Annotated in this window: 24 protein-coding genes and 1 riboswitch; of the genes, 12 read left to right on the forward strand and 12 right to left on the reverse strand. The window is 58.9% G+C overall.

The features are described from left to right. Positions 1-64: 64 nt before the first annotated feature. The 3 genes from NW870_RS09500 to glyA all read right to left on the reverse strand — a co-directional run bounded on the left by NW870_RS09500 (position 65) and on the right by glyA (position 3204). Positions 65-637, reverse strand: coding sequence for a hypothetical protein (locus tag NW870_RS09500; protein ID WP_414375027.1), 573 nt, complete (start codon positions 635-637; stop codon positions 65-67). Positions 638-735: 98 nt separating this feature from the next. Then, entirely contained in the window at positions 736-1854 is a 1119-nt protein-coding gene (locus NW870_RS09505; RefSeq protein ID WP_414375029.1) for a glycosyltransferase family 4 protein, read from the reverse strand. Positions 1855-1878: 24 nt separating this feature from the next. Next, positions 1879-3204 (reverse strand): serine hydroxymethyltransferase, encoded by a 1326-nt coding sequence (gene glyA / locus NW870_RS09510; RefSeq protein ID WP_414375048.1) that lies wholly within the window; start codon positions 3202-3204, stop codon positions 1879-1881. A gap of 261 nt (positions 3205-3465) precedes the next feature. On the opposite strand from glyA, the gene psaM reads away from it, so the two are divergent. The 3 genes from psaM to purL all read left to right on the forward strand — a co-directional run bounded on the left by psaM (position 3466) and on the right by purL (position 8597). Beyond that, on the forward strand, positions 3466-3558 hold the full coding sequence (gene psaM, locus NW870_RS09515) for a photosystem I reaction center subunit XII (protein ID WP_011434349.1): 93 nt from the start codon (positions 3466-3468) through the stop codon (positions 3556-3558). Positions 3559-3752: 194 nt separating this feature from the next. Further along, positions 3753-6257 (forward strand): ATP-dependent DNA helicase RecG, encoded by a 2505-nt coding sequence (recG, locus tag NW870_RS09520; protein ID WP_414375049.1) that lies wholly within the window; start codon positions 3753-3755, stop codon positions 6255-6257. Between the two features lie 12 nt (positions 6258-6269). After that, complete coding sequence (gene purL / locus NW870_RS09525) at positions 6270-8597, forward strand: phosphoribosylformylglycinamidine synthase subunit PurL (protein ID WP_414356526.1); 2328 nt, start codon at positions 6270-6272, stop codon at positions 8595-8597. Positions 8598-8683: 86 nt separating this feature from the next. Here the strand turns inward: purL and trxB are convergent, their stop codons facing one another. Next, positions 8684-10114: a thioredoxin-disulfide reductase gene (trxB, locus tag NW870_RS09530; RefSeq protein ID WP_414356527.1), complete on the reverse strand. Its 1431-nt coding sequence runs from the start codon at positions 10112-10114 to the stop codon at positions 8684-8686. Between the two features lie 120 nt (positions 10115-10234). Further along, positions 10235-10414: a hypothetical protein gene (locus tag NW870_RS09535; RefSeq protein WP_414375030.1), complete on the reverse strand. Its 180-nt coding sequence runs from the start codon at positions 10412-10414 to the stop codon at positions 10235-10237. A 186-nt stretch (positions 10415-10600) separates the two neighbouring features. Here NW870_RS09535 and glnA point away from each other — a divergent pair, with 186 nt between their 5' ends. Further along, positions 10601-12025 (forward strand): type I glutamate--ammonia ligase, encoded by a 1425-nt coding sequence (gene glnA, locus NW870_RS09540; protein ID WP_414356530.1) that lies wholly within the window; start codon positions 10601-10603, stop codon positions 12023-12025. A 31-nt stretch (positions 12026-12056) separates the two neighbouring features. Here the strand turns inward: glnA and NW870_RS09545 are convergent, their stop codons facing one another. Continuing rightward, positions 12057-12248, reverse strand: a complete 192-nt coding sequence (locus NW870_RS09545) for a hypothetical protein (protein WP_414356532.1) — start codon at positions 12246-12248, stop codon at positions 12057-12059. A gap of 17 nt (positions 12249-12265) precedes the next feature. After that, positions 12266-12718: a DUF4278 domain-containing protein gene (locus NW870_RS09550; protein WP_414375032.1), complete on the reverse strand. Its 453-nt coding sequence runs from the start codon at positions 12716-12718 to the stop codon at positions 12266-12268. A gap of 79 nt (positions 12719-12797) precedes the next feature. Further along, positions 12798-12893, reverse strand: a riboswitch (Glutamine riboswitch). A gap of 265 nt (positions 12894-13158) precedes the next feature. Here NW870_RS09550 and NW870_RS09555 point away from each other — a divergent pair. The 4 genes from NW870_RS09555 to cysW all read left to right on the forward strand — a co-directional run bounded on the left by NW870_RS09555 (position 13159) and on the right by cysW (position 17967). Continuing rightward, positions 13159-15060, forward strand: a complete 1902-nt coding sequence (locus NW870_RS09555) for a cation:proton antiporter (protein ID WP_414375034.1) — start codon at positions 13159-13161, stop codon at positions 15058-15060. Between the two features lie 221 nt (positions 15061-15281). Beyond that, positions 15282-16325: a sulfate/molybdate ABC transporter ATP-binding protein gene (locus tag NW870_RS09560; RefSeq protein WP_414375035.1), complete on the forward strand. Its 1044-nt coding sequence runs from the start codon at positions 15282-15284 to the stop codon at positions 16323-16325. 6 nt (positions 16326-16331) lie between these two features. Next, the gene (cysT, locus tag NW870_RS09565) at positions 16332-17144 is read left to right on the forward strand and encodes a sulfate ABC transporter permease subunit CysT (RefSeq protein WP_414375037.1); all 813 of its coding nucleotides are present in this window, start codon (positions 16332-16334) and stop codon (positions 17142-17144) included. Continuing rightward, positions 17134-17967, forward strand: coding sequence for a sulfate ABC transporter permease subunit CysW (gene cysW / locus NW870_RS09570; RefSeq protein WP_414375039.1), 834 nt, complete (start codon positions 17134-17136; stop codon positions 17965-17967). The genes cysT and cysW overlap by 11 nt, the downstream gene beginning before the upstream one ends. A gap of 16 nt (positions 17968-17983) precedes the next feature. Here cysW and msrA read toward each other — a convergent pair whose 3' ends face one another. After that, positions 17984-18652, reverse strand: coding sequence for a peptide-methionine (S)-S-oxide reductase MsrA (msrA, locus tag NW870_RS09575; RefSeq protein ID WP_414375041.1), 669 nt, complete (start codon positions 18650-18652; stop codon positions 17984-17986). A gap of 81 nt (positions 18653-18733) precedes the next feature. Then, positions 18734-19666 carry an ABC transporter permease gene (locus NW870_RS09580; protein WP_414375043.1) on the reverse strand — a complete coding sequence of 311 codons (933 nt, stop codon included), beginning with the start codon at positions 19664-19666 and terminating at the stop codon, positions 18734-18736. Positions 19667-19945: 279 nt separating this feature from the next. Between NW870_RS09580 and NW870_RS09585 the strand changes: the two genes are divergently transcribed. The 3 genes from NW870_RS09585 (at position 19946) to NW870_RS09595 (ending at position 21379) form a co-directional block, all read left to right on the forward strand. Then, positions 19946-20500, forward strand: coding sequence for a sigma-70 family RNA polymerase sigma factor (locus NW870_RS09585; RefSeq protein WP_414375045.1), 555 nt, complete (start codon positions 19946-19948; stop codon positions 20498-20500). Next, positions 20497-20847: a hypothetical protein gene (locus NW870_RS09590; protein ID WP_414343942.1), complete on the forward strand. Its 351-nt coding sequence runs from the start codon at positions 20497-20499 to the stop codon at positions 20845-20847. Before NW870_RS09585 ends, NW870_RS09590 begins: the two co-directional genes overlap by 4 nt. Before the next feature lie 109 nt (positions 20848-20956). After that, positions 20957-21379, forward strand: a complete 423-nt coding sequence (locus tag NW870_RS09595) for a Spy/CpxP family protein refolding chaperone (protein ID WP_414343944.1) — start codon at positions 20957-20959, stop codon at positions 21377-21379. Between the two features lie 157 nt (positions 21380-21536). On the opposite strand, the gene xth is transcribed toward NW870_RS09595, so the two are convergent. From xth to sfsA, 3 genes are all read right to left on the reverse strand, one after another. Beyond that, positions 21537-22322 carry an exodeoxyribonuclease III gene (gene xth / locus NW870_RS09600; protein WP_414330217.1) on the reverse strand — a complete coding sequence of 262 codons (786 nt, stop codon included), beginning with the start codon at positions 22320-22322 and terminating at the stop codon, positions 21537-21539. 12 nt (positions 22323-22334) lie between these two features. Continuing rightward, positions 22335-23594 carry a GTP cyclohydrolase II gene (locus NW870_RS09605; RefSeq protein WP_414343949.1) on the reverse strand — a complete coding sequence of 420 codons (1260 nt, stop codon included), beginning with the start codon at positions 23592-23594 and terminating at the stop codon, positions 22335-22337. Positions 23595-23692: 98 nt separating this feature from the next. After that, a complete protein-coding gene (sfsA, locus tag NW870_RS09610) occupies positions 23693-24412 on the reverse strand; it encodes a DNA/RNA nuclease SfsA (RefSeq protein WP_414375047.1) in 720 nt (239 codons plus the stop codon). Positions 24413-24716: 304 nt separating this feature from the next. Between sfsA and NW870_RS09615 the strand changes: the two genes are divergently transcribed. Then, positions 24717-25319 (forward strand): NYN domain-containing protein, encoded by a 603-nt coding sequence (locus tag NW870_RS09615; RefSeq protein ID WP_414356551.1) that lies wholly within the window; start codon positions 24717-24719, stop codon positions 25317-25319. The last annotated feature ends 91 nt before the right edge of the window (positions 25320-25410 follow it).

Here is a 25410-nt window from a genome sequence, read left to right on the forward strand (position 1 = left end):
CATCTAAAAAAACCAACTTCATCCTCTTTCCTCTATAAATTATTCTCTCTATCCTAACATAAGATCAACACGACCTAAGGCGCACCGACTGGTGGACGGGGATCCCTGTTGCTTTGGGCAAAGGTTGGCTCAAGCGGCTGATCTGAGCCTGGGCCTGCAGTTGTTCGTCAATCCAGTCCGCCAGTTCCCGCATGTAGAGCGCCACATGGATCGCCTGGTCGCGCTGTACCGGCTCCACACCTTTTTCTGCCAGGCGGGCCAGGATGACGGGGTGGCTCAGCTCTTCCAGGGCGGCAAAGTCTTCCGGTTGGTCAAACCCCAGCTCTGCCATTTTCTCAAACACGTACCCCAGCCGTAGGCCCGTGGACTCGCAGCGCCCTTCCGGTTGCCAGGGATCCCTCAAGGCCAGGGCAACAGTTCGGTAGGCGGTTTGGGCGATGGAGCGCCAGGTGCCGCGGTGGATGCGCAGGCTGAGTTGCTGCCGATCCCAGCCCAGGGCTTCTCGCACCAACAGGCCGCAATTGCAGCGGGTGCTGTCCCGCCAGCAGTACTCCCAGTCCCAGAAGCCCCAGTGTTGGGATTGGATACGATCCGCGGTGCGGCGCAGGAGAGCCGCCAACTCAGGTGTGGGGCGCATGAGGCAACACAGAGCTAAACAAAAAACAACAAAACAAAAAGCAACAAATATAGAGCGCCTCCAGTCTAGGCAGGCGAGCGATGGAGAACAAGCCCGGCTCAATCTTCTTGACATTCCTGGTCGTGATGGCGCGAAGCAACATATCCCTGTTCGGGCCTGTCCTCCGAGGGCAAAGCTCGTCGCCGTTGGCGATGCCGTTGCCAAGCCCCCCAGGCCACCCCCCCCAGCACCAGCGAGGCCCCGCCCAGGTAGGTGCCTCCTGCCGGCAAGCCCGCCAAAGCCAAAGCCAGGGATCCCCCCCAAAGGGTCATGGCATAGATCAGCAGCACTGAATGCCGATGGGATAGGCCGGCTTTGAGCAAGCGGTGGTGCAAGTGGCCTTTGTCGGGATGGAAAGGCGACTTCCCCCTGGCCAGCCGCTTGAGGATTACGGTGGACATATCCAGGATCGGCACCGCCAAGATAAAGAAAGGCAGAGCCACTGCCAGCGTGGTCACCCCCTTGGCCACCCCGATCACCCCAATCCCAGCCAGGGTAAAGCCCAAAAAATAGGCCCCCCCATCCCCCATGAAGATCTGCGCTGGGTTGAAGTTGTAGCGCAAAAACCCCAGGCAAGCCCCCGCCAAGGCCGCCGCCAGCATGGCCGCCGCCGGTCGATCCAGCAGCAGGGTTACGATCAGCATCACCACTGCCGCAATTCCCGACACCCCTGCCGCCAGCCCATCCAGCCCGTCCATGAAGTTGATGGCGTTGGCCATCCCCACCAGCCAGAACAGGGTAATCAGCAGGCTCAACCACACCGGAAAGGGCCAGATCCCTCTCCCGGGCAGACTGATGAACTCAATGCGCACCCCTACTCCCCAAGCGGCAGCAGCCACGCCGAATTGCATCAACAAGCGGGAAAAAGGCGACAGGTGAAACAGGTCGTCCGCCAGGCCAATCAAAAAAAACAAAACCCCACCGATCGTCACCCCCCAAATCTCGTACTCCTGCTCGGTGCGCAAGCCCCCAAAAGCTCCGGCTCCCCAGAGCAACAGCAGGGCCACCAAGTTCCCAAAAAAGATGGAAACCCCCCCCAGGCGTACCATCGGCTGCCGGTGGATCTTGCGCTCATCGGGAAAATCCAACTGGCCACTGCGGATCCCGACTGCCTTCACCATTGGGGTTGCCCACAGAACCACACAGGCAGCAGCCAGAAAGGCAACCAAGTAGGGCATAGCAAGCCGTGGCGAGGATTGCGGTTATCCCAAGTGGGGGTAGAGAGGGAAACGACGACAGAGCTGAGCCACCCGCTGGCGACACTCTTCCAACACAGCAGGCTCCTCAGGCTGAAACAGACAATCGGCGATGATCTCCCCAATTTCTTCAAATTCTACCGGCCCCAGGCCGCGGGTGGTCAAGGCCGGGGATCCCAGGCGCAGTCCGCTGGCCACGAAAGGCGGCTGTGGGTCGAAGGGAATGGTGTTTTTGTTGGCGGTGATATGGATCTCGTCCATTAGCCGATCCGCCCGTTTGCCTGTCATCACCGGATCCGCCGCCCCCACTTTTTCCAGCACCGCCGAAACCGAGCGCAGATCCAGCAGCATCAGGTGGTTGTCTGTGCCCCCGGAAACCAGCCGAATGCCCCGCCGTTGCAGGGATCCCGCCAGGGCCTGAGCATTGGCGATCACCTGCGCCGAGTACTGGGCGAAGCCGGGCTGCAGGGCTTCCCCAAAGGCCACCGCCTTGCCGGCAATGACATGCTCCAGCGGCCCCCCTTGACTGCCGGGGAACACCGCCTTGTCCAGCTTTTTGCCCAGCTCTGGGTCGCGGGTGAGAATGAGCCCTCCACGCGGCCCGCGCAACGTCTTGTGGGTGGTGGTGGTCACCACATCGCAGAGGGGCACCGGGTTGGGGTGGTGTCCGGTGGCCACCAGGCCGGCAATATGGGCAATGTCGGCCAGCAGATAAGCTCCCACCTCATCGGCAATGGTGCGGAAAGCAGCAAAGTCGATTGCCCGCGGGTAGGCGGAGTAGCCGCAGATGATCAGCTTAGGCCGATGCTGCAAAGCCAGATCCCGCACTTGATCGAAATCGATCCGCTCCGTTTGGGGATCCACCCCGTAATGCACCACCTGGAACCATTTGCCGGAGACATTCACCGGCGAGCCGTGGGTGAGGTGGCCGCCGTGGGCCAGATCCATGCCCATAATTGTGTCTCCTGGCTGCAGCAGGGCCAGGAAAACAGCGAAATTGGCCTGCGCCCCGGAGTGGGGTTGCACGTTGGCGTGAGCCGCCCCAAACAGTTGCTTGGCGCGGTCGATGGCCAACTGCTCAATCTCGTCGATAAACTCGCAGCCGCCGTAGTAGCGCTTGCCGGGCAACCCTTCCGCATACTTGTTGGTGAGCACCGAGCCTTGGGCGGCCAAGACAGCAGGAGAGGTGAAGTTCTCGCTGGCGATCATCTCCAGGTGATCCCGCTGTCGGTTGAGCTCTTGCTGGATCAGGCGGTAAACCAAGGGATCCGTTTCCGCCAGGATGGCCAAGCTATCCCGTGAGGTGGTCAGACTTTGTGGAGCAGCTACCATGATGACGCCAAGACCGAACTTCGCAGGAGGAATGGGCAAGGACTGCTTCGCCGTCGCAACAGCGTTGCGAAGCAACATCGTAGCATGACCCGCAAACCAGCAGTGCAGGCCCCGGCTTTTATACTTGGGGTCAACCGAGATGGACAGGGGCTGCTTTGTAAAGAATGTTGAGCTTTTCTTCTCGATGTCAGGGCTACCCCTCAAGCTACGGTAGAGTGAGGGGGCTGACTTTTGTGCAATTCCACTGTTAGGGAGTTGGCTATGACGGACGCGCAAGTTTTCACCATCCTGGCGATTGCCTTGGTTCCGGCAGTGATGGCTCTGCTTTTGGGATCCGCCTTGGCCCGTAGCTGAAGCCCCCTCATCCCCAGGGATCCCTTTGGCCTGCCCCGTCGCGACAGCGTTGCGGAGTAACAAGGCAGGCTCTTTTCTCTATCAAGACATGGAGAGTGTGGCTTGCGCTGTTGTGCTTGTTCGGCTGTACTGCCGTTGTTGGCTAAAGTTGAATTGATAAGGAGTATTCCCGGCAGCCAAGCAACTTGACGCAGGTGGATCTACAGCGGCTCCAGCGCGCCCTTTCTCTGGAAGCAGAGTTGGGGTTTACCAATCTCCAGGGGCGAGAGCAGACCTTCTCTCAGTTTGTGGGGAGCGTGTTTGGACAGGATCCCCCCTCCGACTGGGTGCTGGATGGAGATGACCGGCGGCGGTGGCGAGAACTGGGATCCCGCTATACCTTGTACCCGGAGCTGGAGCTGCCCGAACGCCAGCACCTGGTGGCCGAAACTCGCCGCTGGCTGGAGCGAGTCCGACGTCAGCAAGAGCAGCCCCAACCGTTCGCACCAACGGGGCGGAGCCCTCGTTCCCACCCACCTAGCCCGCTGGCGGCCTCGTCGCAACAGCGGTGGGGTTCCCAGAGCCCCATTTCCCCGCCTCTCCCCGCCAGCCTTAGCCTGGAGCAGCCGCTGCAATTTCTCAAAGGCATTGGCCCCAAGTCGGCGGAAAAGCTGGCACAACTGGGCCTGCACACCGTGCGGGATGCCCTGTACTACTTTCCCCGGGATCACCTGGACTACTCCCAGCAGGTGCTCATCCGCCAGGCCAAGGTGGGAGAAACCGTGACTCTGGTGGGGACGGTTAAAAGCTGCACCTGCTTCACCAGCCCCAAAAACCCCACCCTGACCATCTTTAACTTGAAAATCGCCGACAAGAGCGGCACCCTCACCCTCAGCCGCTTCTACAGCGGGCGGCAGTTTGCCCAGCGCAGTTGGCAAGCTTCTCTGGAGCGGCAATACCCCAAGGGAGCGGTGGTGGCTGCCAGTGGCTTGGTGAAAAAGGGTAGGCTGGGCCTGACGTTGGACAACCCCCAAATTGAAGTACTGGCCAGCGAGGGCAGCCTGCAGGACAGTTCTGGGGTTGGCAAGATCCTGCCCGTCTACCCTCTCTCGGAAGGGATCCCCGCCGATCTGGTGCGCAAGGCGGTGCAACTGGCCCTGCCGGCGGCGGCGTTGGTGGAGGATCCCTTGCCCCCCGACTTAAAACAGCAGTTTCACCTGTTGGATCTGCCCACGGCGCTGCAGCAGATTCATTTTCCCGAGACGGCAGAATGTCTGGCCCAAGCGCGGCGAAGGTTGGTGTTTGACGAGTTCTTCTACCTGCAATTGGGCCTCTTGCAGCGGCGGCAGCGCTACCGCACCCAAGCCCAGGCCGTGCCCCGCTACCAGCCGGCTCGAGGGGAGCTATTGGATCGCTTCTATCAAATCCTGCCCTTTCAGCTCACGGCTGCCCAGCAGCGGGCCATTGACGAGATCCTGGCGGACTTGCGGGATCCCTTGCCCATGAACCGCCTGCTCCAAGGGGATGTGGGATCCGGCAAAACCGTGGTGGCGGTGGCGGCTTTGCTGGCAGCCATTCAATCCGGCTGGCAAACGGCCCTGATGGCTCCCACCGAGGTCTTGGCCGAGCAACACTACCGCAAGTTGGTGGAATGGCTAAGCCAGCTACAGGTGCCCGTCGAACTGTTGACCGGCTCCACCCCTCCCGCCAAACGCCGGGAGATCTTGCGGCAGTTGCAGACTGGGGAATTGCCCTTGGTGGTGGGCACGCATGCTTTAATCCAGCCGGCGGTACAGTTTCGCAACCTGGGGCTGGTCATCATCGACGAGCAGCACCGCTTTGGAGTAGAGCAGCGGGCCGCCCTGCAACAAAAAGGGGATCACCCCGATGTGCTCACCATGACCGCCACCCCCATCCCCCGCACCCTCACCCTGGCCCTGCATGGGGATCTGGATGTTACCCAGATTGACGAGTTGCCCCCGGGGCGCAAGCCCGTGCATACGGTGGTGGCTCGACCTGGAGATCGCCTACAAGTGGTGCGGCTGATGGAGCGGGAAATTGCCCAAGGGCGGCAGGCTTACGTGGTGCTGCCTCTCATTGAGGAGTCGGAGAAGCTGGATCTGAAATCCGCCATTGAGGAACACCAGCGTCTGCAGGAAAAAGTCTTCCCTCAGTTCCGGGTGGGCTTGCTGCACGGGCGCATGACCAGCAGCGAGAAGGAGACAGTCATCGAAGCTTTCCGCCGTCGGGAGCTGGATATTCTGGTTTCCACCACGGTGGTGGAAGTGGGGGTGGATGTGCCCAACGCCTCGGTGATGCTGGTGGAGCACGCAGAGCGCTTCGGGCTCTCCCAACTGCACCAACTGCGGGGACGGGTGGGACGGGGATCCGACCAAGCCTATTGCATCTTGATGACGGGATCCAAAGGAGAAGATGCTCTGCGGCGGCTGAAGGTGCTGGAGCAATCCCACGACGGGTTTTTCATTGCCGAGATGGATCTGCGCTTCCGGGGGCCGGGGGAAGTGATGGGTACCCGCCAGTCGGGGCTGCCGGATTTTGCCCTGGCCAGCCTCATGGACGATCAAGAGGTGCTGCACCTGGCCCGCCAAGCGGCAGAACAGCTCCTGGCCCTTGACCCCGACTTGAAGCGGTGGCCCCCCTTAAGCCGCATACTGGAAGAGCGGCAGGCCCGTCTCCTGGGCCCTGGGCTGCTGACCTAATGGCTATAGGCGATGTATACCCTCGAAGACTTAAAGGCCCACGGCCTTTCCCCAGACGAATACCAGAAGATCCAGCAGCAGCTGGGACGGGATCCCAACCCCACGGAGCTGGCCATGTTTGGGGTGATGTGGTCGGAGCACTGCTGCTACAAGAACTCCCGCCCTCTGCTGAAAAACTTTCCCACCACCGGAGAGCGGGTGGTGGTGGGGCCGGGGGAAAATGCCGGGGTGGTGGATTTGGGGGAGGGGGATTGGCTGGCTTTTAAGATCGAGTCCCACAACCATCCTTCAGCGGTGGAGCCCTTTCAGGGGGCGGCCACAGGTGTGGGAGGGATCCTGCGGGATATCTTTACCCTGGGCGCCCGTCCCATTGCCCTCCTCAACTCGCTGCGCTTTGGGCCGCTGACCGATCCCCGCAACCGCCGCTTGATGGCCAGGGTGGTGGAGGGCATTGCCCACTACGGCAACTGTGTTGGGGTGCCCACCGTAGGCGGCGAGGTGGCCGTGGATCCCTGCTACACGGGCAATCCTCTGGTGAACGTGATGGCCTTGGGGCTGCTGGAGACCCCTACGGTTGTCAAATCTGCAGCCCAAGGGGTGGGAAATCCCGTTTTGTATGTAGGCTCCACTACAGGGCGGGATGGGATCCGCGGGGCCAGCTTTGCCAGCGCCGTTCGCGTCAGCGGGACGGAGTCCTCACTTGGGGAGCACTCCCAACGGGATCTGCCGGCGGTGCAGGTGGGGGATCCCTTCCTGGGCAAATGTCTCATCGAGGCCTGTCTAGAAGCTTTTGCCACGGGAGCCGTGGTGGCGGCCCAAGACATGGGGGCGGCTGGCCTCACCTGCTCCACTTCGGAAATGGCCGCCAAGGGAGGGGTAGGCATCCGGCTGGATCTGGATCGGGTGCCGGCGCGGGAAAGCGGCATGGCTGCCTGGGAATACCTGCTCTCGGAATCCCAGGAGCGGATGCTGCTGGTGGTGCAAAAAGGCCGCGAGGCGGAGGTGATGGAGATCTTCCACCGCTGGGGTTTGCAAGCTAGTGTGGCCGGGGAAGTCATTGCCGAGCCGCTGGTGGAGATCTGGCACCAGGGATCCTGCGTGGTGCAGGTGCCGGCGCGGGCTTTGGCCGAAGACACCCCCGTCTATGTCCGTCCGGTGTTGCCAGAGCCGCCAGCCTACGTGCAGGCAGCGTGGCAATGGGATCCCGCCACTCTACCCCCTTGTGATTGCCAGGGGATCCACCTCGCTCAGGCAACGCTGGCATGGAAAGAGGTGCTGCTGCAGCTTTTGGCCAGCCCCACCCTGGCCAGCAAAGCTTGGATCTATCGCCAATACGACCACCAGGTGCAAAACAACACCGTCCTTTGGCCGGGTCAGGGAGATGCGGCGGTTATCCGCATCCGTTCCCAAAAGTTTGGCGTGGGCGAGGTGCCGCCCCTGCGAGCTTCCCGCAAGGCCATCGCTGCCACCCTGGATGGCAATGGCCGCTGGGTGTATTTGGATCCCTACGAGGGGGCCAAGGCAGCCGTGGCGGAAGCTGCCCGCAACCTCACCTGTGTGGGGGCCGATCCCCTAGCTGTTACCGATAACCTTAACTTTGGCAATCCCGAAAACCCGGTGGTGTACTGGCAGCTGGCCCTGGCCTGTCGGGGGATTGGAGATGCCTGCCGTGCCCTCGGTACGCCGGTAACGGGGGGAAACGTTTCTCTCTACAACGAGACCCTCACCCCCCAGGGATCGCAGGCTATCTACCCTACCCCTGTCATTGGCATGGTGGGTCTTATTCCCGACTTGAAATGCATCTGTGGCCAGGGGTGGCAGCAAGAAGGGGATCTCATTTACCTCCTGGGATCCCAGGCCCTCACCAGCTTGGGGGGCAGCGAGTATTTGGCGGTCATCCACCAGCAAGTTACGGGCCGGCCCGCGCCAGTGGATCTGGAATTGGAAAAGCGGGTGCAAGCTGCCTGTCGCCATGGAATCCGCCAGGGCTGGGTGCGCTCTGCCCACGACTGCAGCGAGGGGGGATTGGCTGTGGCTTTGGCAGAAGCCTGCTTGAGCGGAGGCCGCGGCGCAACCCTCTCCCTGGCTCCTGGATCCTTGCGCTGGGATCAGGCCCTGTTTGGCGAGGGATCCAGCCGCATCCTGGTTTCTGTGGATCCGGCCCAGCGCTCTGCTTGGGAAGCCTACTTAGAAGCGCAGCTTGCCGGCCAGTGGCAGCTTTTGGGAGAGGTGGGATCCCCTGCGGATCCCCTGCTCTTAAGGACGGCAGAAGAGGATCCCTTACTGGTGGTGTCTTTGGCAGCCATGCAGGCCGCCTACCACGGTGCCTTTTCGGACTAGCTGAGCCTCGGTTGGGAAACCGTTTTCTGCGCCCAGCTCCCTTCTCCCTTGGGGAGAGGGGCCAGAGGTTGGAGAGGACAACATCCTTAGGGGGATTTTTCCTCACACAAATTGGCCTGGATCACCTCTCGATATTGGGACTTGGGCTTAACGCCCACCAACTGGGCCACCAGCGTCTTGTTTTTGAAAAATTGCACCGTCGGGGTGCCCGCCACCCCCCCTGCCTCTGCAATCTCCGGATCTTTCTCAATATCGATCTCCACCACGTGCAGCTTGTCCGAGAACTCATCGATGATCTTGTTCAAGATCGGCTTGAGGGCATGACAAGGGGCACAGGTGGGGGCGGTGTACTTGACCATGAGCAGGCGATCGCTTTCGTGGTAGAGTCGCCGCAGGGCATAGCTCCCCTCATGGCAAGTCTTGCTGAAGTCTAAGTCATCCTGTCCATTTTCCTCAAAGCTGGCCTCCTCAACAGCAGGATCCCCAGCAGACTCTGCCGCAGAAGTCGCAGCAGGGCTGGGTTCAGGATGGCTTTGGGGAAGGACGTGATACTCCTGGGCCAAGCCGTGTTCCGAGAGCCAGCGCTCTGCCAACATGGCCGCCATACAGCCAGTGCCGGCAGCGGTAATCGCCTGACGAAACTCGTGATCCTGCACGTCGCCGGCGGCAAACACCCCCTCCACACTGGTGGCCACGGATCCCGGGCGGGTGACGATGTAGCCGACTTCATCCAGTTCCAGTTGTCCTTTGAACAAGTCGGTGTTGGGCTTGTGGCCAATGGCATAAAATAGGCCACCCACTGACATCTCGCGTATTTCGCCGGTTTGGTTGTTCCGCACTTTCACCCCGGTCAGGCGCAGGCCGTCGCCCATCACTTCCACCGCCTCGGTGTTCCAGTGCACAGTGATCTTGGGGTTGTTGAGAACACGATCCTGCATGGCCTTGCTGGCCCGCATTTTGTCACTCCGCACCAGCATATGCACATGGGATCCAAACTTGGTCAGGTAGGTGGCTTCCTCACAAGCAGTATCGCCGCCGCCAATGACCACCAGTTCCACCCCTCTGAACATAGGCATAGCCCCATCGCAGATCGCACAGGCCGACATGCCCCGGTTCCAATAGGTCTCCTCTCCGGGCAGGTGTAGGCGCTTGGCTGTGGCCCCGGTGGCGATGATCAGGCTGTGGGTGCGCAATTCCCGCTCGTCAGAACGGACGACAAAGGGCCGCTGGCTTAAATCGACGAAGGTGACATCTTCAGTGTAGAGTTCCGCCCCCCACCGCTGCGCTTGGGCTCGCATGTTCTTCATCAGTTGGGGGCCGGTGATGCCTTCGGGAAAGCCCGGAAAGTTTTCCACCTCGGTGGTGGTCATCAGTTGCCCGCCAGGGATCCCGCCCGCCTGGAACCCCTCGAACACGACCGGCTTCAGGTTGGCACGCCCAGCGTAAATGGCTGCTGTAAACCCGGCAGGGCCGGAGCCGATGATCACCACATTCTCAACCCGATTTTGCTCTGCCATCCGATGTCTCTCCTTCTGCAACAGGACTAAAAGTCAAACTCATAACGACTACGCTTTAGCTTAACACCCTTTGGCAAACCGGGCGAGCTGGGGGCCTGCTGATCCTAATTTTCGCTCGCCTCAGGCAACCGGGGCAGGGTTTTGCCCGCCCCATCCGGTTATTTCTGCCCAGAGGTTGGCAGGGTGGCGGCCATTGCTCAAGTTCTGGATCCCCAACACCCCATCTGGACTGACCAAAACCAACAGGGAAAGGGGAGCGACTCCGATGAGCGAAAAAGCGGTGTCCGAGATAGCCAGCAAGTGGGTCAGAAGGCCAGGCTCGAAGCAATTTTGTATCAGAAACTACAAAATGCCCGTGTTGGCCTTTCTAGGATGAGTGAGCGTTTTTGGCCTGTCTGGGTCGAAGCGTGGGGATCACCTGCTGGGATCCCATTTATTCAGCCACAGTTCCCCCAGTCTTAACCGCAACCCAATCAGGAGAGAGTAATGGCATCCACGCCCCAAGAAGTGCTTCAGATGATCCAGGACAACAACGTCCAGATGGTGGATCTCAAGTTTGTGGATATCTTTGGCACCTGGCAGCATGTTTCCTTCCACACCTCGATGATTAAAGAAGAAACCTTCACCGAGGGGCTCCCCTTTGACGGATCCAGCATCCGGGGCTGGAAAGCGATCAACGAGTCTGACATGTACATGGTGCCGGATCCCAAGACGGCTTGGATTGATCCCTTTCTGGAGGTGCCCACCCTCAGCATAACTTGCAGCATTGTTGAGCCGCGCACCGGCCAGCCTTATAGCCGTTGTCCCCGCAGCCTTGCCGCCCGTGCCGTTGCCTATCTGCAATCGACGGGCATTGCCGATACCGCCTACTTCGGGCCGGAGGCAGAGTTTTTCATCTTTGAGGATGTTCGTTTCGACCAAACCCAAAACTCGGCCTACTACTTCGTGGATTCCATCGAAGGTCGCTGGAACTCGGGCCGCGAGGAGAAAGGCGGCAACCTGGGCTACAAGCCTCGCTACAAAGAGGGCTATTTCCCGGCCCCGCCCACCGATGCCCATCAAAACATCCGTACCGAGATGCTGCTGACCATGGGCAAGCTGGGGGTGCCTATCGAGAAGCATCACCACGAGGTGGCTACCGGCGGGCAAGGGGAGCTGGGCTATCGCTTCGCCGATCTGATCACGGCTGCCGACTACATGATGGTTTACAAATACGTGATCCGGAATGTGGCCCGCAAGCACGGCAAAACCGTCACCTTCATGCCCAAGCCCCTGTTTAACGACAACGGCACCGGCATGCACACCCACCAGTCCCTCTGGAAGGATGGCCAGCCTTTGTTCTATAGCGAAGGCACCTATGCCAACCTGAGCGAGACGGCTCTCTACTACATCGGTGGTCTGCTCAAGCATGCCCCGGCGATCCTGGCCTTCACCAACCCCACCACCAACTCCTACAAGCGCTTGGTGCCCGGTTTTGAGGCGCCGGTGAACCTGGCTTACTCCCAGGGCAACCGTTCCGCCGCCATTCGCATTCCCGTGACCGGCAACAATCCCAAAGCCAAGCGTCTGGAGTTCCGCTGCCCGGATGCCACCTGCAATCCCTACATCGCCTTCTCGGCCATGTTGATGGCAGGTCTGGACGGGATCAAGAATAAGATCCACCCCGGCGAGCCCTTGGACAAAGATATCTACGATCTGGAGCCGGAAGAGCTGGCCAAGATCCCTTCCACGCCTGGATCCCTGCTGGATGCTCTGGAAAGCTTGCAGAAGGATCATGCCTTCTTGCTGGAGGGAGGCGTCTTCACCGAAGATCTGATCCAGACCTACATCGAGTACAAGATCGACAACGAGATCAACCCCATCAATCTGCGGCCTCACCCCTACGAGTTCGCCCTTTACTTCGACGCCTAAGCGGTGTGGCTGATTCTGCAGCGGGATCCCATCAGGGATCCCGTTTTTTCTGAGCAAACGGCACTCCCAAACTGTGGATCCCTTGAGCAACTTGGCTGCTTTTGGTCAACAGCACCTCGTGCCAACGTTGAAGCATCCCGCGCTGCCCATCGACCCAACAAAACTCGCCGCAAAAAGGGATCCCCAGCAGGGATCCCTTCTCTTTGAGCTCAGGCCAGAGCATCAACAGTTACAGACAGATTAGCTCATGCTAACACGGCTACGGTCGTAGTTGAGCCGGAAGGTGGGATGCACTTTTCCTTGGATGCGGTTCCAGAAGTTGCGCACGTTGACATGCAGGCCAATCTGCTCTGTACCGCGGATCAGCATGGATTGCTGACGAATCCGAATCAAACGTTGATGGCTCATCATCAAGCGGCGAGACAGGTCGTCCAAGAGGTGAGAACGGCCAGCAGCAGCCGCCGGGGCAGATGCCTCTGCCGTCTGAACGGGTTGAGCCGATCCTTCGACCGCCTTGGGATGATAAGCCACACCTCGATAGAGCAGGTCAAGGTTGGTGGGCAAAACCACCGGCTTGGTCAGATGGCGGAACCGCCAGTCCAGCCCCCGGTAACGACCCCCCACTTTGCCGGGAGAAACCGCTGCAGTTGCAGAAGAGGGGGTGTAATCGACGCCACGGTAAAAGAGTGCCATGATCTTCGCCTCCAATGAGTTGAGTTTTCATCCGTTCGCCTTCTCCCAAGAGAAGCCCCACGGTTACCAGAAGAGTTGAGGCGCGTTCCTTCGGGATCTCTCCCTACTTCCGTCCTCTGGCTGCGATGTCGCTCTACCCATGATGAGCCGCCCAGCACGCGAGAGGATGAACGATTTCTATCTACATTCTGTATTATAAGCTACGGTTTTGGGGTGTTGTCAGCAACTTTTAACAAAAATTTCCACTGAGTTTCCGTCCAGCTTCCTCTGAATCCAGGCTGGATCTGAATCCGGGCTGGGCCAGCCGGGATCCTCGGGGGCAGCAGGGTGCAGAGCTTGAAGCCGAGTTCTTCGCTCTGTCCGAGATGCCAGAGGAAGCATTATCGTGGAAGAATCCTCAGGATTGGCTACAAAAGTTCACATTCCTCGGTGAGTGCCCTGTGCAGGAAGACTTTCGTCTGATTTTGGACATTGTGACGGTATTGGCGGCAGCGGCAGCGGGTGGATTTTTGGCCTCACTGCTGAGGCAGCCGGTGTTGCTGGGCTACTTATTAGCCGGGATCTTAGTGGGGCCCACCGGGCTGGGGTGGATCAAAGAGTTGGTTCAGGTGGAAACCCTGGCTCAATTTGGGGTGACCTTTTTGCTGTTCACCTTGGGGGTGGAGTTTTCCCTGAAAGAATTGCGCAAAGTGCGGGGGATCGCCATTGGCGGCGGCATTTTGCAAATCAGCCTGACGATTTTGATCACGGCGGTGCTGGCAGTGGTCAGCGGCTGGTTGACGCCGGTGCAAGGGATCTTTTTAGGGGCCGTACTCTCCTTGTCTTCCACGGCGGTGGTGCTCAAAAGCCTCACCGAGACCAACCAGATGGACACTCCCCAAGCCCAAGCCATGTTGGGGATCCTGATTGTGCAGGACTTGGCAGTGGGGCTGATGCTGGCGGTGTTGCCGGCTTTGGATTGTCCCTTGCCGGAGCTGGCGGGATCCCTGGCCAGGGCCTTGGCAGAAATCGGCTTGGTGGGGCTGGGGGCGGTGGTAGGCGGGATTTGGCTGGTTCCCGGTTTCCTGCGTCTGCTGGCTCAGCAGGAGAGCAAAGAGGTGTTTCTGCTGGGGGTGATCAGCCTCTGCGTGGGGATTGCCCTGTTGACGGAGCGGCTGGGCATTTCCAGCGAGATTGGGGCCTTCATTGCCGGGCTGATGATCTCGGAGGTGGAATACGCCGACCAAACCCTGGACTATGTGGAGCCTTTGCGGGATGTGTTTGCCGCTCTCTTTTTTGCGGCCATCGGCATGCTCATCGATCCCAGCTTTATCCTCGGCCATCTGTTGCTGATCCTGGGGCTGGTGGGGCTGGTGATGGTGGGCAAGTTTTGCATCGTGGCTCCTTTGACGCGGCTGTTTGGCTACGCTCTGCCGGCAGCGGTGGTGGTGGGGCTGGGCTTATCGCAAATCGGCGAATTTTCCTTTGTGCTGGCCAGCGAGGGGCAGGCGTTGGGGTTGGTGTCGCGACAGATCTATTTGTTGATTGTCAGCACTACAGCCGTTACCCTTCTGCTCACCCCCTTTCTGCTGAGGGGCGCTCCTCGACTGTTTTCCGGGCTACACGGGATCCCCTTCTTGGCCCGTTGGTTGGAATTGGGCGAGCGGCCTCGTGCTCTGGCCCCTGAGGCTCCTCAACAGGGGCATGTGGTGGTGTGCGGCTATGGGCAGGTGGGGCAAGATATTGTGCGCATTCTGGAAGCCCGTCGTCACCCCCTCTTGGTTATCGATCAGTCAGAACGGGTGATCCAACACCTGCGTTCCCGTGGGATCCCTTACTTGTATGGGAATGCCGCCAGCGCCTTGGTGCTGGAGAAAGCTTGCCTGCCCCAGGCCCGCGCTCTGGTCATTGCCCTGCCGGATCGCATGAGCATCCGCCTCTGCCTAAAACGAGCTCTGGAGTTGGCGCCGCGATTGGATGTGGTGGTGCGAGCTACCGACAAGGAAGACATCGAACAGCTCTATCAGTTGGGGGCCAGAGAAGTTGTCCATCCCGAATTCGAGGCCAGCTTGGGTCTGTGCAGCCATGTGTTGCTGGAATTGGGAGAACCCCCAGACATCATTCAGCAGGAGATCCTGGCCATTCGCAGCAGCCACTACCGCGATCTGCGCCCTCTCCACCCCAGTTGCCTGATCCCTGCCCCCCTCAGTTGGCTAACGCAGCAGGCCCAACCCCTATCCCCAGAAAGCCCTGCCAACAGTAGCCATGACAGCAGCCCGGCAGAATCTTCCTCGGCGTGGTGGGAACGCTGGCAGCGGCCCGTTCAGCCGGAATGGGCAGGGATCCCTGGCTCTGCCGATTGACGCACCACCCCTGCTACACGCGAAGCACTCCAACGGATTTGGGTAGGGAGTCTCCCTTGTTTTGGATCCCCGTTCAAGTTATCCTGGGAGCTGTATCAACGGTTTGTTGACAGGTTTACCGTAGATTAGCCGCGAGTTTAACTGCCCTCACCCTCTCAAGAAGACTCAGCCGGCAACCGATCCAGCAACTTCTCAGGCAAACCACTAGCTAGGCAGAACCTATGGGTATCACCATCGAAGGGGTATCGAAGCGTTTTGGCGAGTTTCAGGCCCTTCACCCCACCGATCTCACCATTCCTACGGGATCCCTGGTGGCCTTGTTGGGGCCGTCGGGTTCTGGCAAATCCACCCTGCTGCGTCTCATTGCCGGCCTAGAAAAGCCGGATACGGGGCGGATTTCCCTCACCGGGCGGGATGCTACCCATGCCAGCGTCCAGGAGCGCAACATTGGTTTTGTTTTTCAGCACTATGCCCTGTTCAAGCACATGACGGTGCGGCAGAACATCGCCTTTGGCTTGGAGATCCGCAAGGCTTCACGGGCCGAGATTCGGGCACGGGTGGATGAGCTGCTGGAGCTGGTGCAGCTATCGGGGTTCGGGGATCGCTACCCCTCTCAACTCTCTGGGGGGCAGCGGCAGCGGGTGGCCCTAGCCCGCGCTTTGGCGGTGGAGCCGCAGGTGTTGCTGTTGGATGAGCCCTTTGGGGCCCTGGATGCCAAAGTCCGCAAAGAGCTGCGCAAGTGGTTGCGGCGCCTGCACGATGAGGTGCATGTGACAACGGTATTTGTAACCCATGATCAAGAGGAAGCCATGGAGGTGGCGGATCAGATCGTGGTGATGAACCAGGGGCGGATCGAACAGGTGGGATCCCCGACGGAAATCTACGACTATCCGGCCACCCCCTTCGTGATGAGCTTTGTCGGCCCAGTCAACGAGCTTTCTCCCCGTTCCCAACTCTCCTGCCAGCTTCCCGAGGTGCAGACCGGCCCGCATCAGCTTTTTTTGCGCCCCCACGATGTGCAGATTGAAGTTAACCCCAGTAGCAGCGGCGTCTCTGCTTGGGTGAAAGAGATCATTCACCTGGGGCGGGAGATTCAGGCAGAGCTGGTTCTGAGCGACGGCGGATCCCTGTGGGCCCATCTCAGCCGCGAGCAATACGCCAACCAACCCCTGCAGGTGGGGCAGCAGGTCTATGTGCGCCCCAAGGTGGTGAAAGCCTTTCCCGTCAAAAAAACCGAGATGACCGCAATGCCGGTGGGAGCTTGAGAAGCGTTGCTGCAGGCTTTGTCTCAACTGTCTTGGCCGTGGCGGCTGACCCTGGGCTATCTCTTCTTGATGTTGGTTCTGCCGCTGGCTGCCTTGATCGCCAAGTCCAGCACTGTGGGCTGGGCAGAGTTTTGGCGGATCGCGACGGATCCCGTGGCCCTCTCCGCCTATGAAGTTACTTTTGTAACCGCGTTGCTGGCGGCTCTGATCAACGGCGTGATGGGCACTTTGACCGCTTGGGTGTTGGTGCGCTACGCCTTCCCCGGCAAAAAGCTCCTAGAGGGGTTGATCGATCTGCCCTTTGCTCTGCCGACTGCGGTAGCCGGCCTCACCTTGGCGACGGTTTACAGCAGCAACGGCTGGGTGGGATCCCTTTTGGCCCCCTTTGGGATCCGCATCTCCTTTACCCGCTTGGGGGTGGGTGTGGCGATGCTGTTTATTTCTTTTCCTTTTGTGGTGCGGACGGTGCAGCCGGTGTTGCAGGAGCTGGAGAAAGATGTAGAAGAGGCAGCCTGGAGTTTGGGGGCTTCCCGCTTTCAGACCTTCCGACGGGTGGTGCTGCCCCAGATTCTGCCGGCAGTGCTCACCGGGGTGGCCCTGGGGTTTTCCCGCGCCGTTGGGGAATACGGCTCTGTGGTGATCATCGCTTCCAGCATTCCCTTTCGGGATTTGATCGCGGCGGTGCTGGTGATTCAGCGGCTGGAACAACACGACTATGCCGGGGCAACGGTGATCGGAACGGTGATGTTGGGGATCTCTTTCCTGTCGCTGGTGGTAATTAACCTTCTGCAAGCCTGGGGAAGTCGCCATGAAACCTAAGGGGGTATCGGGTGTCAAGCCGGAGCCATCGACAAACCCTTGGCTGTCGGGCCTGTTGATCGGGATCGTCGGGCTCTACATCGCGCTGCTGCTGGGGATCCCGGTGGTGAACATCTTCTATCAGGCGTTTCGAGAAGGGATCCCAGCCTTTCTCCATCGCCTGACGGAGCGGGAGTTGCTCAGTGCCCTGCGGTTGACGGTGCTGACGGCGCTGGTCGTTGTGCCCCTCAATACCTTTTTCGGCCTCTGTGCCGCCTTGGCCATTGCCCACCGGCGTTTTCCGGGGCGGGCCCTGCTCCTGAGCCTGATCGACTTGCCCTTTTCCATTTCCCCGGTGGTGGCCGGCCTAATGCTGGTGCTCATCTTCGGGCGTCAGGGTTGGCTGGGATCCTGGAGGGTTATCTTTGCCTTTCCGGGCATTGTGTTGGCAACGGCTTTCATCACCCTTCCTTTTGTGGCGCGGGAAGTGTTGCCGGTGTTGGAGGAGGCAGGCACCGACCAGGAAGAAGCCGCCAAAACGCTGGGGGCAACCCCCTGGCAGATCTTTTGGAGAATCACCCTGCCCAACATCCGCTGGGGCCTTCTGTACGGCGTCATCTTGACCAATGCCCGCGCCATGGGGGAGTTCGGCGCTGTGGCTGTGGTTTCCGGCAACATCATTGGCCGCACCCAGACCTTGCCCCTGTTCGTGGAAGATGCCTACCGCAGTTATGCCACTGCCTCAGCCTACGCGGCGGCGGTGGTGCTCTCTTTGCTGGCGGTGGTGACCTTGGTGGCCAAAGAGCTGCTGGAGCGGGGATCCCATTCCCGCCGGATCTTTTGATCCGTCAGGGTGTGGATCAGACGGGCTCGGTGAGGATCTCTGGCAGACAAACCTTAGTGCCCCCCAGGCCGCAGTAGCCGCGCGGATTCTTGGCCAGATATTGCTGGTGGTAGTCTTCGGCGTAGTAAAACTCAGGCGCGTCTAAGATCTCGGTGGTGATCTGGCCGTAGCCGTGGGCGGTCAGGGCCTGCTGATAGAGATCGCGGGTTTTTTCCGCCAGCTCCCGCTGCGCCGGAGAATACACATAGATGCCGGAGCGGTATTGGGTGCCCACGTCATTGCCCTGGCGCATCCCCTGGGTAGGGTCGTGATTTTCCCAAAACACCTTCAGCAGTTGGGCATAGCTGACCTGAGCCGGGTCGTAAACCACCCGCACCACTTCGTTGTGGCCGGTCAGGCCGGTGCAGACCTCTTCGTAGGTGGGGTTGGGGGTAAACCCGCCGGCATAGCCCACCGCCGTGCTGAACACCCCTGGCACCTGCCAAAACCTGCGCTCTGCCCCCCAGAAGCAGCCCATGCCAAACAAGGCCAGCTCCATGCCCTCAGGAAAAGGCGGCTGCAGCGGATTGCCGTTGACAAAATGCCGATTCACGATCACCATCGGCTCGGCCCGGCCCGGCAAGGCTTCTTCCGGTTTGGGCAGGGACAGTTTCTTGCCAAGTTTGCCAAAGCCAAAGAGCACCATAGGGACAGCCCGATACATTCGTTAACAGTTACCAGCCTAGCTCAGTTGGCTCCTCATGTGTTGGAAAAATCCTTGATCGGGTCAGCTCACCGATTCAAAAGCCCCCAGCCGCTTGGCCACTAGCAGATAGACGGTCATGATCCCCATCGGCACAACCGTGAAGGCTGCCGCCAAGGGAATGTTGCCAGAGGTGCCCTGGAAGGTGAGAACTGCCTGCCCGATAAAATAGCTGGAATTGCCCAGAGAATAGGGCACCACAAAATCTCCCAATATTAAGGAAAAGGTAAAGACCGACCCGGCCAGGATCCCTGGCAAGGCGAGGGGGAGAATAACATGGCGGAATGTTTGCCAACCCTGAGCCCCCAAATCTGCAGAAGCCTCAATTAAGCTATCGGGCACTCGCTCCAAAGCCGCCTGGATCGGCAGAATCATATAGGGCAGCCAAACATAGAGAAACACCAAGAAAATACCCAAGTTGGATACAGCCAGCGATGGCCCACCGATCCCGGGCAACTGCAAAATCTTTTCCACCCAGCCCTGTAGGCCCACATGGGTGAGTAGGTAGGTGAGGATCCCTTCTTTGGCCAGGATCAACTTCCAGGCATAAACCCGAATCAAATAACTAGACCAAAGCGGTAGGAGCACCAACAAGTACAAAAAGTCCTTCCAGCGAGGAGAGGCCAGTCTGACCATGGTATAAGCCAGAGGAAAAGCCAACACAATTGCAGCTAGGGTCACTGCCAAAGCCATAGTCAAGCTGCGGACAAAGATATCCACGCTGGCAGGAGTGAGCAGCTCTCGATAGGTGGCCAAAGTAAACTTTCTCAGGATCAGGCCGGTAAAGGGATCCAGATGATAAAAACTTTGCAGCAGCAGCGCCAGCAGCGGCCCCAAGTAAAAGACCAGCAACCAAATGAGAGGTGGCCCCAACAGAATGGCAAGGGTGAGCGTCGGGTGATGATAGAGGAATCCAAACAGATCGGGTTTATCGGTTATTTGAGTTGTTTTGGTCATGGCCAGGCAGCTATGAAGATTAGCTTTTCATTCCCTTTTTTGGTGTTATTGGAATTGTAGGTCGATGATCCGATAGAATCCAATAGAGTTGGGATTGAGAAAGTGCGAATAGGCAAGAGGAATACCTGCTGGCGAGCATCCTTCGAGGGAAAACGGCAATCAGAAGATGCCGGTATCTTGGCGGGAAGTGGAGGGCCATCGCAGGCAGGGATCCTTTGAACCTTTCGGGGACATTGAGAGTCAGACAAGGCAAGGTCGAGAACAAGGGAGTCCGGTCTTGTGCAGGCGGCAAAGGATACATCCGATTGGGAGCTGATCCAGCGCTGCCTCAACGGCGACAGCCAGAGCTTTCGCCAACTCTACCGCAAATACCAGCAGTCGGTACGGAATATCCTCTATCCCTTGTGTGGAGCCGATCTTTTGGATGACCTGGTTCAGGAAGTGTTTATTCGCGCCTGGAAAGGGTTACCTCGGTTTCGCGGCTCGGCCCAGTTTTCCACTTGGCTGTATCGCATCTGTTGGAATGTGGCCTCAGATCAGCGGCGGCGCTGCGCCCGGCAACACTCCCAAACCCAAAACCTGGCCCTCGGATCGGATATCGCTCACCCTGGCCCCGACCTGATGCACTTGCACTACCAACAGGCTCTACAGCGAGGCATGGCCCAGCTCAGCCCCGAACACAGAATGGTTCTGATTCTGCACGACTTGGAAGACCTGCCCCAGAAAGAGATTGCCGAGATTTTAAGGATCCCGGTGGGAACGGTGAAGTCCCGGCTGTTTCACGCCCGTGCCACCATCCGTCAACACCTACTTCAGGAGGGCATTACCCCATGAGTGAGCACCCCAACCCCCTAGCAGACGAGCGGCTGCGCCACTTTTTGCGTCAATATCGCCCCCTCCCTCCCCCTGCGGCCTCTGGGCTGGAGGAGCAGATCCTTCAAGTTGTGGCGACTCATCCACTTCATGGCCGGCTCAAGCACCCTTGGCGTTGGGTTGGCATCTCCCTTTTGGCGGGCGCTTTGCTGGGCTGGATTGGCTATCAGCGCTGGCAGGTACAGGTGGTGGCCCAGGAGACCGAAGCCCTAGAAAGTTTTTTGGTGAGCACTTGGGGAAGCTTGCTGAGCCCAGAGGGAACAGAAACCGAAACTTGGTGGATAGAACGCGATCCAGAGGGATCCTAAATCCATCAGCCTCACGAATATCCCCCTTCATTGACCATTACACCGCTGAGACTTCTGAGACCTTGGTCAGATTCTTGGTCAGATTCTTAGAAAAAGCCTGCAAAGAACCATGAGAAATGCTTGGATTTGGATCCCCATTTTGCCACTCTACCTGGGATCCCTGGGTGAACCGGTGATGGGCCAACCCCGCCCCCTGCGAATGATGGATTTGCGCCGCCCCTTTGCTCGCAATTTGCGGGAGCTGAACCTCTCCGACGAGCAGTTGCGGCAATTGCAGCAGATCCGCCACCGCAAACAGGAAGAGTTGTTGGAGCGCATTTTGGAGTTGAGGGCAGCCCGCGGTCGATTGCGGGAGTTGCTGGTCGGCGATGCCCCTGAGTCAGAAGTGGCAGCTCAATTTCAGCGGGTACAACAGCTAAGCCAAGAAGTAAATGCCAAACGTTTTGAGGCAGTTCTGGAAATGCGACAGGTCCTCAGCTCAGAACAGCGGCAACACCTGCTGAAAATTCTCGAAGAGGCCGCTCCATTTTAATTGGATGGCTGGTTGGTATGAGCTGTTATGGTCATTTAAACAGGAATGAAACATTTCCGCCTGGCTCCCCTCTTCCTCTGAGAGAAGGGGTGAAGGCAGTGGCAGGGAGCGTTTGGGGAGTGTCTCAACCTAGCTTGAAATGACTATAACAAGGCGCTTAAATATCCAGGGCAACAATGACAGGGGCATGATCGCTGGGTTTTTCGGCCCGCCGTGGCTCAACATCGATCCAGCAAGCGGTGGCTTTCTCCTGTAGCTCACGAGACAGATAATGATGATCAATGCGCCAGCCGCGATTCCTTTGAAACCCCCCCGAGCGATAGTCCCACCAGCTAAAATGGCCGGGATCGGGGGTGAACTTGCGAAACGCATCCTCAAACCCTAAAGCCAAGATCTCCCGCAGGGCTTGTCGCTCCGGTTCGGAAGCCATAATTTCTCCCGCTTTTTGGGGATCATAAATATCCCGATCTTCCAGGGCAATGTTAAAGTCCCCGCAGAGCAGGATGGGATCCCCTTGGCTCAGGGCAACCGCGAGGTAATCCTTCAGTGTGGCCAGCCAACGCAATTTGTAGGCATATTTTTCCGATCCCACCTCAGAACCGTTGGGCACATAAAGGTTGAGAATACGGATCCCGCGGTAGATGGCGCTCATCAGCCGCTTTTGCTCATCCAAATCTGCCGCCGCAGGCAACAGCGCACCAAACCCCCGTTCCACTTTTTCCGGGGGATCCCGGCTGATCAGAGCCACACCGTTGTAGGACTTTTGCCCGTAGACCTCCACATGAAAGCCCCGCTCCTGAAAGGCCGCCCGGGGAAAGTCTTCATCCACCACCTTAGTCTCCTGCAGGCAGAGCACATCCAGGGATCCCTGGCTGTCCAGCCAAGCCAAAACCTGAGGCAGCCGGGTGCGAATGGAGTTGACATTCCAGGTGGCCACTTGCATGAGGGATCCCGCTCACTCCACCAAGGCTCTTCCTCGGATTTGGGCCAGCCGCTCCGCATCCAGCACCTCCCCCTCGGTGTAGTAGCCGGCAGCTTTTTTGGCCTCGATCTCCACACGGGCATCCGCCGGGATCAGCTCTTCTGGGATGGGCACCCGCTGCAGAACCTCAATGCCGGAGTTGGTGATGGCTCGATACTTGAGGTCGCTCATGGAAATCAGGCGATCGATTCGGGTTATGCCCAGCCAATGGAGCACATCCGGCATCAACTCCTGAAACCGGATGTCTTGCACCCCTGCCACACACTCGGTACGGGCGAAGTAGGCATCAGCCCGATCCCCTCCTTCCTGGCGCTTGCGGGCGTTGTAGACCAAAAACTTGGTCACCTCTCCCAAGGCGCGGCCTTCTTTGCGCAGGTACACGATCACCCCGGCTCCACCGGCTTGGGCCGTCTTAACGCATTCTTCAATGCCATGCACCAGGTAGGGGCGGCAGGTGCAAATATCCGAGCCAAACACATCGGAACCATTGCATTCGTCGTGAACCCGCACCGCCAGGGGCAAAGCCGGGTCGGTGATGGCGGCCACTTGCCCGATGATGTACACCGTCTGGCCACCGATGGGCGGCAAAAACACCGATAGGTCTGGGCGAGTCACCAATTCTGGAAACATGCCTCCCGTCTGCTCGAAGAGGGTGCGGCGCAGCAGGCTTTCGCTCACCTGCAATCGTTTGGCGATCCCCGGCAGGTACCAGACCGGCTCGATTGCGGCTTTGGTGACCACCAGGCTGCCATTGTCTTTGAGGATCCGGCCATCCACCCGCAACCGCCCTTTGTTGACCGCCTCCTGCAGTTCGGGCATGTGGATGTGGGCCTGGGTAATGGCAATGGTGGGACGAATGTCGTAGCCCTGGGCATAGAGGGGGGCAAAGACTTCTCCCACAACCGCTCCCCAGGGATCCAAAGACACAATCCGGTCTGGATCTCCCCAGCTTGGGTGAGGGCCAATCGACACCACCGGGGCAGTATTGGTTAAATCGGCGCGGTGATCCGCCTGCAAAGAGCCACTGGCCACAGCCAATGCCCGATAGACAGCGTAGGCTCCCGCATGGGTGCCGATGACATTGCGATGGGCAAGATTGGTCAGGCTACCCACCACCGGCCCCCGCTGCAGTGGATCCAAGGATCCCCAGCGAATCGGCTGGGCTTGCGTCCCATAAGGGGAGGGATGGGAGGTGAGAACAATGTGATGAGGACGGGAGGAAGGTTCGCTCATGGTCCTCAAATGCCTGGAAAATGGAAGAATCTGGAGAAAACAGAATTATAGGCGATCCCCAGCCATTTCAAGAGAGCTTGCCCCTTCTTTTGGGGTGCTTAGACAACGATTTTGGCCAAACCCAAGGGGCGGATCCCTGTCGGCGAAACCTCGACCCGATAGGGCAACATCTCCACTCCGGCTTGCAGGGCCTCACGAAACAGACGGGCATAGCGGGGATCCCGTTCTTCGCCGGGGGCAAACTTGGTGCAATCGGCGCGATTGATCCAGTACAGCAGCAGGGCACGCTGACCCTGTTGGCGCACCGCGATCAAATCTTCCAGGTGTTTTTGGCCGCGAGTGGTCACCGTATCGGGAAACAGCGCGCGGGATCCCACAGCCCAGGTGGTATTCTTCACCTCCAAATAGGCCGAGCCAGAGTCTCCTGTCAGCAGAAAGTCAATTTTGCTCCTGCCGCAGGTCACCTCCCGTTGCCGGCGAGAAAACCCTGCCAACTGGGGAAACCACCCTCGCTCCAGCCCCCAGTCCACCAGGCGATTGGGCAAGCTGGTGTTGATCCCCACCCATACCCCATCCACCTGGATCATCTCCCAGGTGTAGGCCAGTTTCCGTTTTGGCTCCGGGTGATGGGAGAGGTACACAGGTGCCCCCACCTGACAGACCCCACTCATCGGCCCTGTGTTGGGGCAATGGGCGATGATCTGTTGCCCGTTTTCCAGCTCCACATCGGCCAAAAACCGCTTGTAGCGGCTGCGCAGCACCCCTCTGTGCAAGGGGCTCGAAAAGCGGTAAGGCACCGGCCCATCCCTGCACTCCATCCGCAAAGCCTCTCCTTATCGTAGGTATTTTTTCTTTAGGATTTTGGAAATCTTCTCCGTGGATCGTCTCTCCTGCGCTAGGGTGAATCATGTGTCCCAAGGCTTGGGGCAGCCTTTTACGGCTTTTTCCGACTTCATGGGAATTCTGCAGATCACTCTGGGAAGCAGTAAGATCCCTATCGCACAAGAGAGGCGTCTGCATTAGCTGTAGTCAGTGCTGCCGGAAAGAGCTGTATTGGCGATTAAACCCATTTAACACGTCTTTTTTCTGCCCTTTTGTCAAAACTTGGAGAAGAAAACCCGAATGCTGCGTCTTGATCCTGATCCCGGCTTTCAGCCTGCGGATCCCTTGCAGGACAACCGTGGGCGTGTGGCCATATTCATCGACGGATCCAATCTGTTCTATGCCGCTCTGCAACTGGGCATTGAGATCGACTACACCCGCCTGCTGAAGACGCTGAGTGGTCGGTCGCCCCTTTTGCGCTCTTTTTTCTACACCGGCGTCGATCGCAACAACGAAAAGCAGCAGGGGTTTTTGCTCTGGATGCGCCGCAATGGCTACCGCGTGGTTACCAAAGAGCTAACCCAGTTGCCCGATGGATCCAAGAGAGCCAACCTGGATGTGGAAATTGCCGTGGATATGCTGTCGCTGGTGCGCTGGTATGAGACAGCTGTGCTGGTGAGCGGTGATGGGGACTTGGCCTACGCGGTCAATGCCGTCAGCTACCAAGGGGCGCGAGTGGAGGTGGTTAGCCTGCGTTCCATGACCAGCGATCAACTGATCAACTTGGCGGATCGCTACATCGACCTGGAATCCATCAAAGACCAAATTAAGAAAACCAACCGTCCCTCCTCTCCCTACCTGTACCGACCGGGGTTCACCACTGATGAGGAGGACGAGGGGTGACTTCATCCCTCACCCCTAGGTTGTGTTGATCTTTCATTTGAGCCAAAAGAGAGCACTGACGAGATAGAGAAAACTCAAGAAGTTCCTGGCC

This window comes from Synechococcus sp. R50.1, from assembly GCF_047462115.1.
In the GTDB taxonomy this organism is placed as follows: Bacteria; Cyanobacteriota; Cyanobacteriia; order Thermostichales; family Thermostichaceae; genus Thermostichus.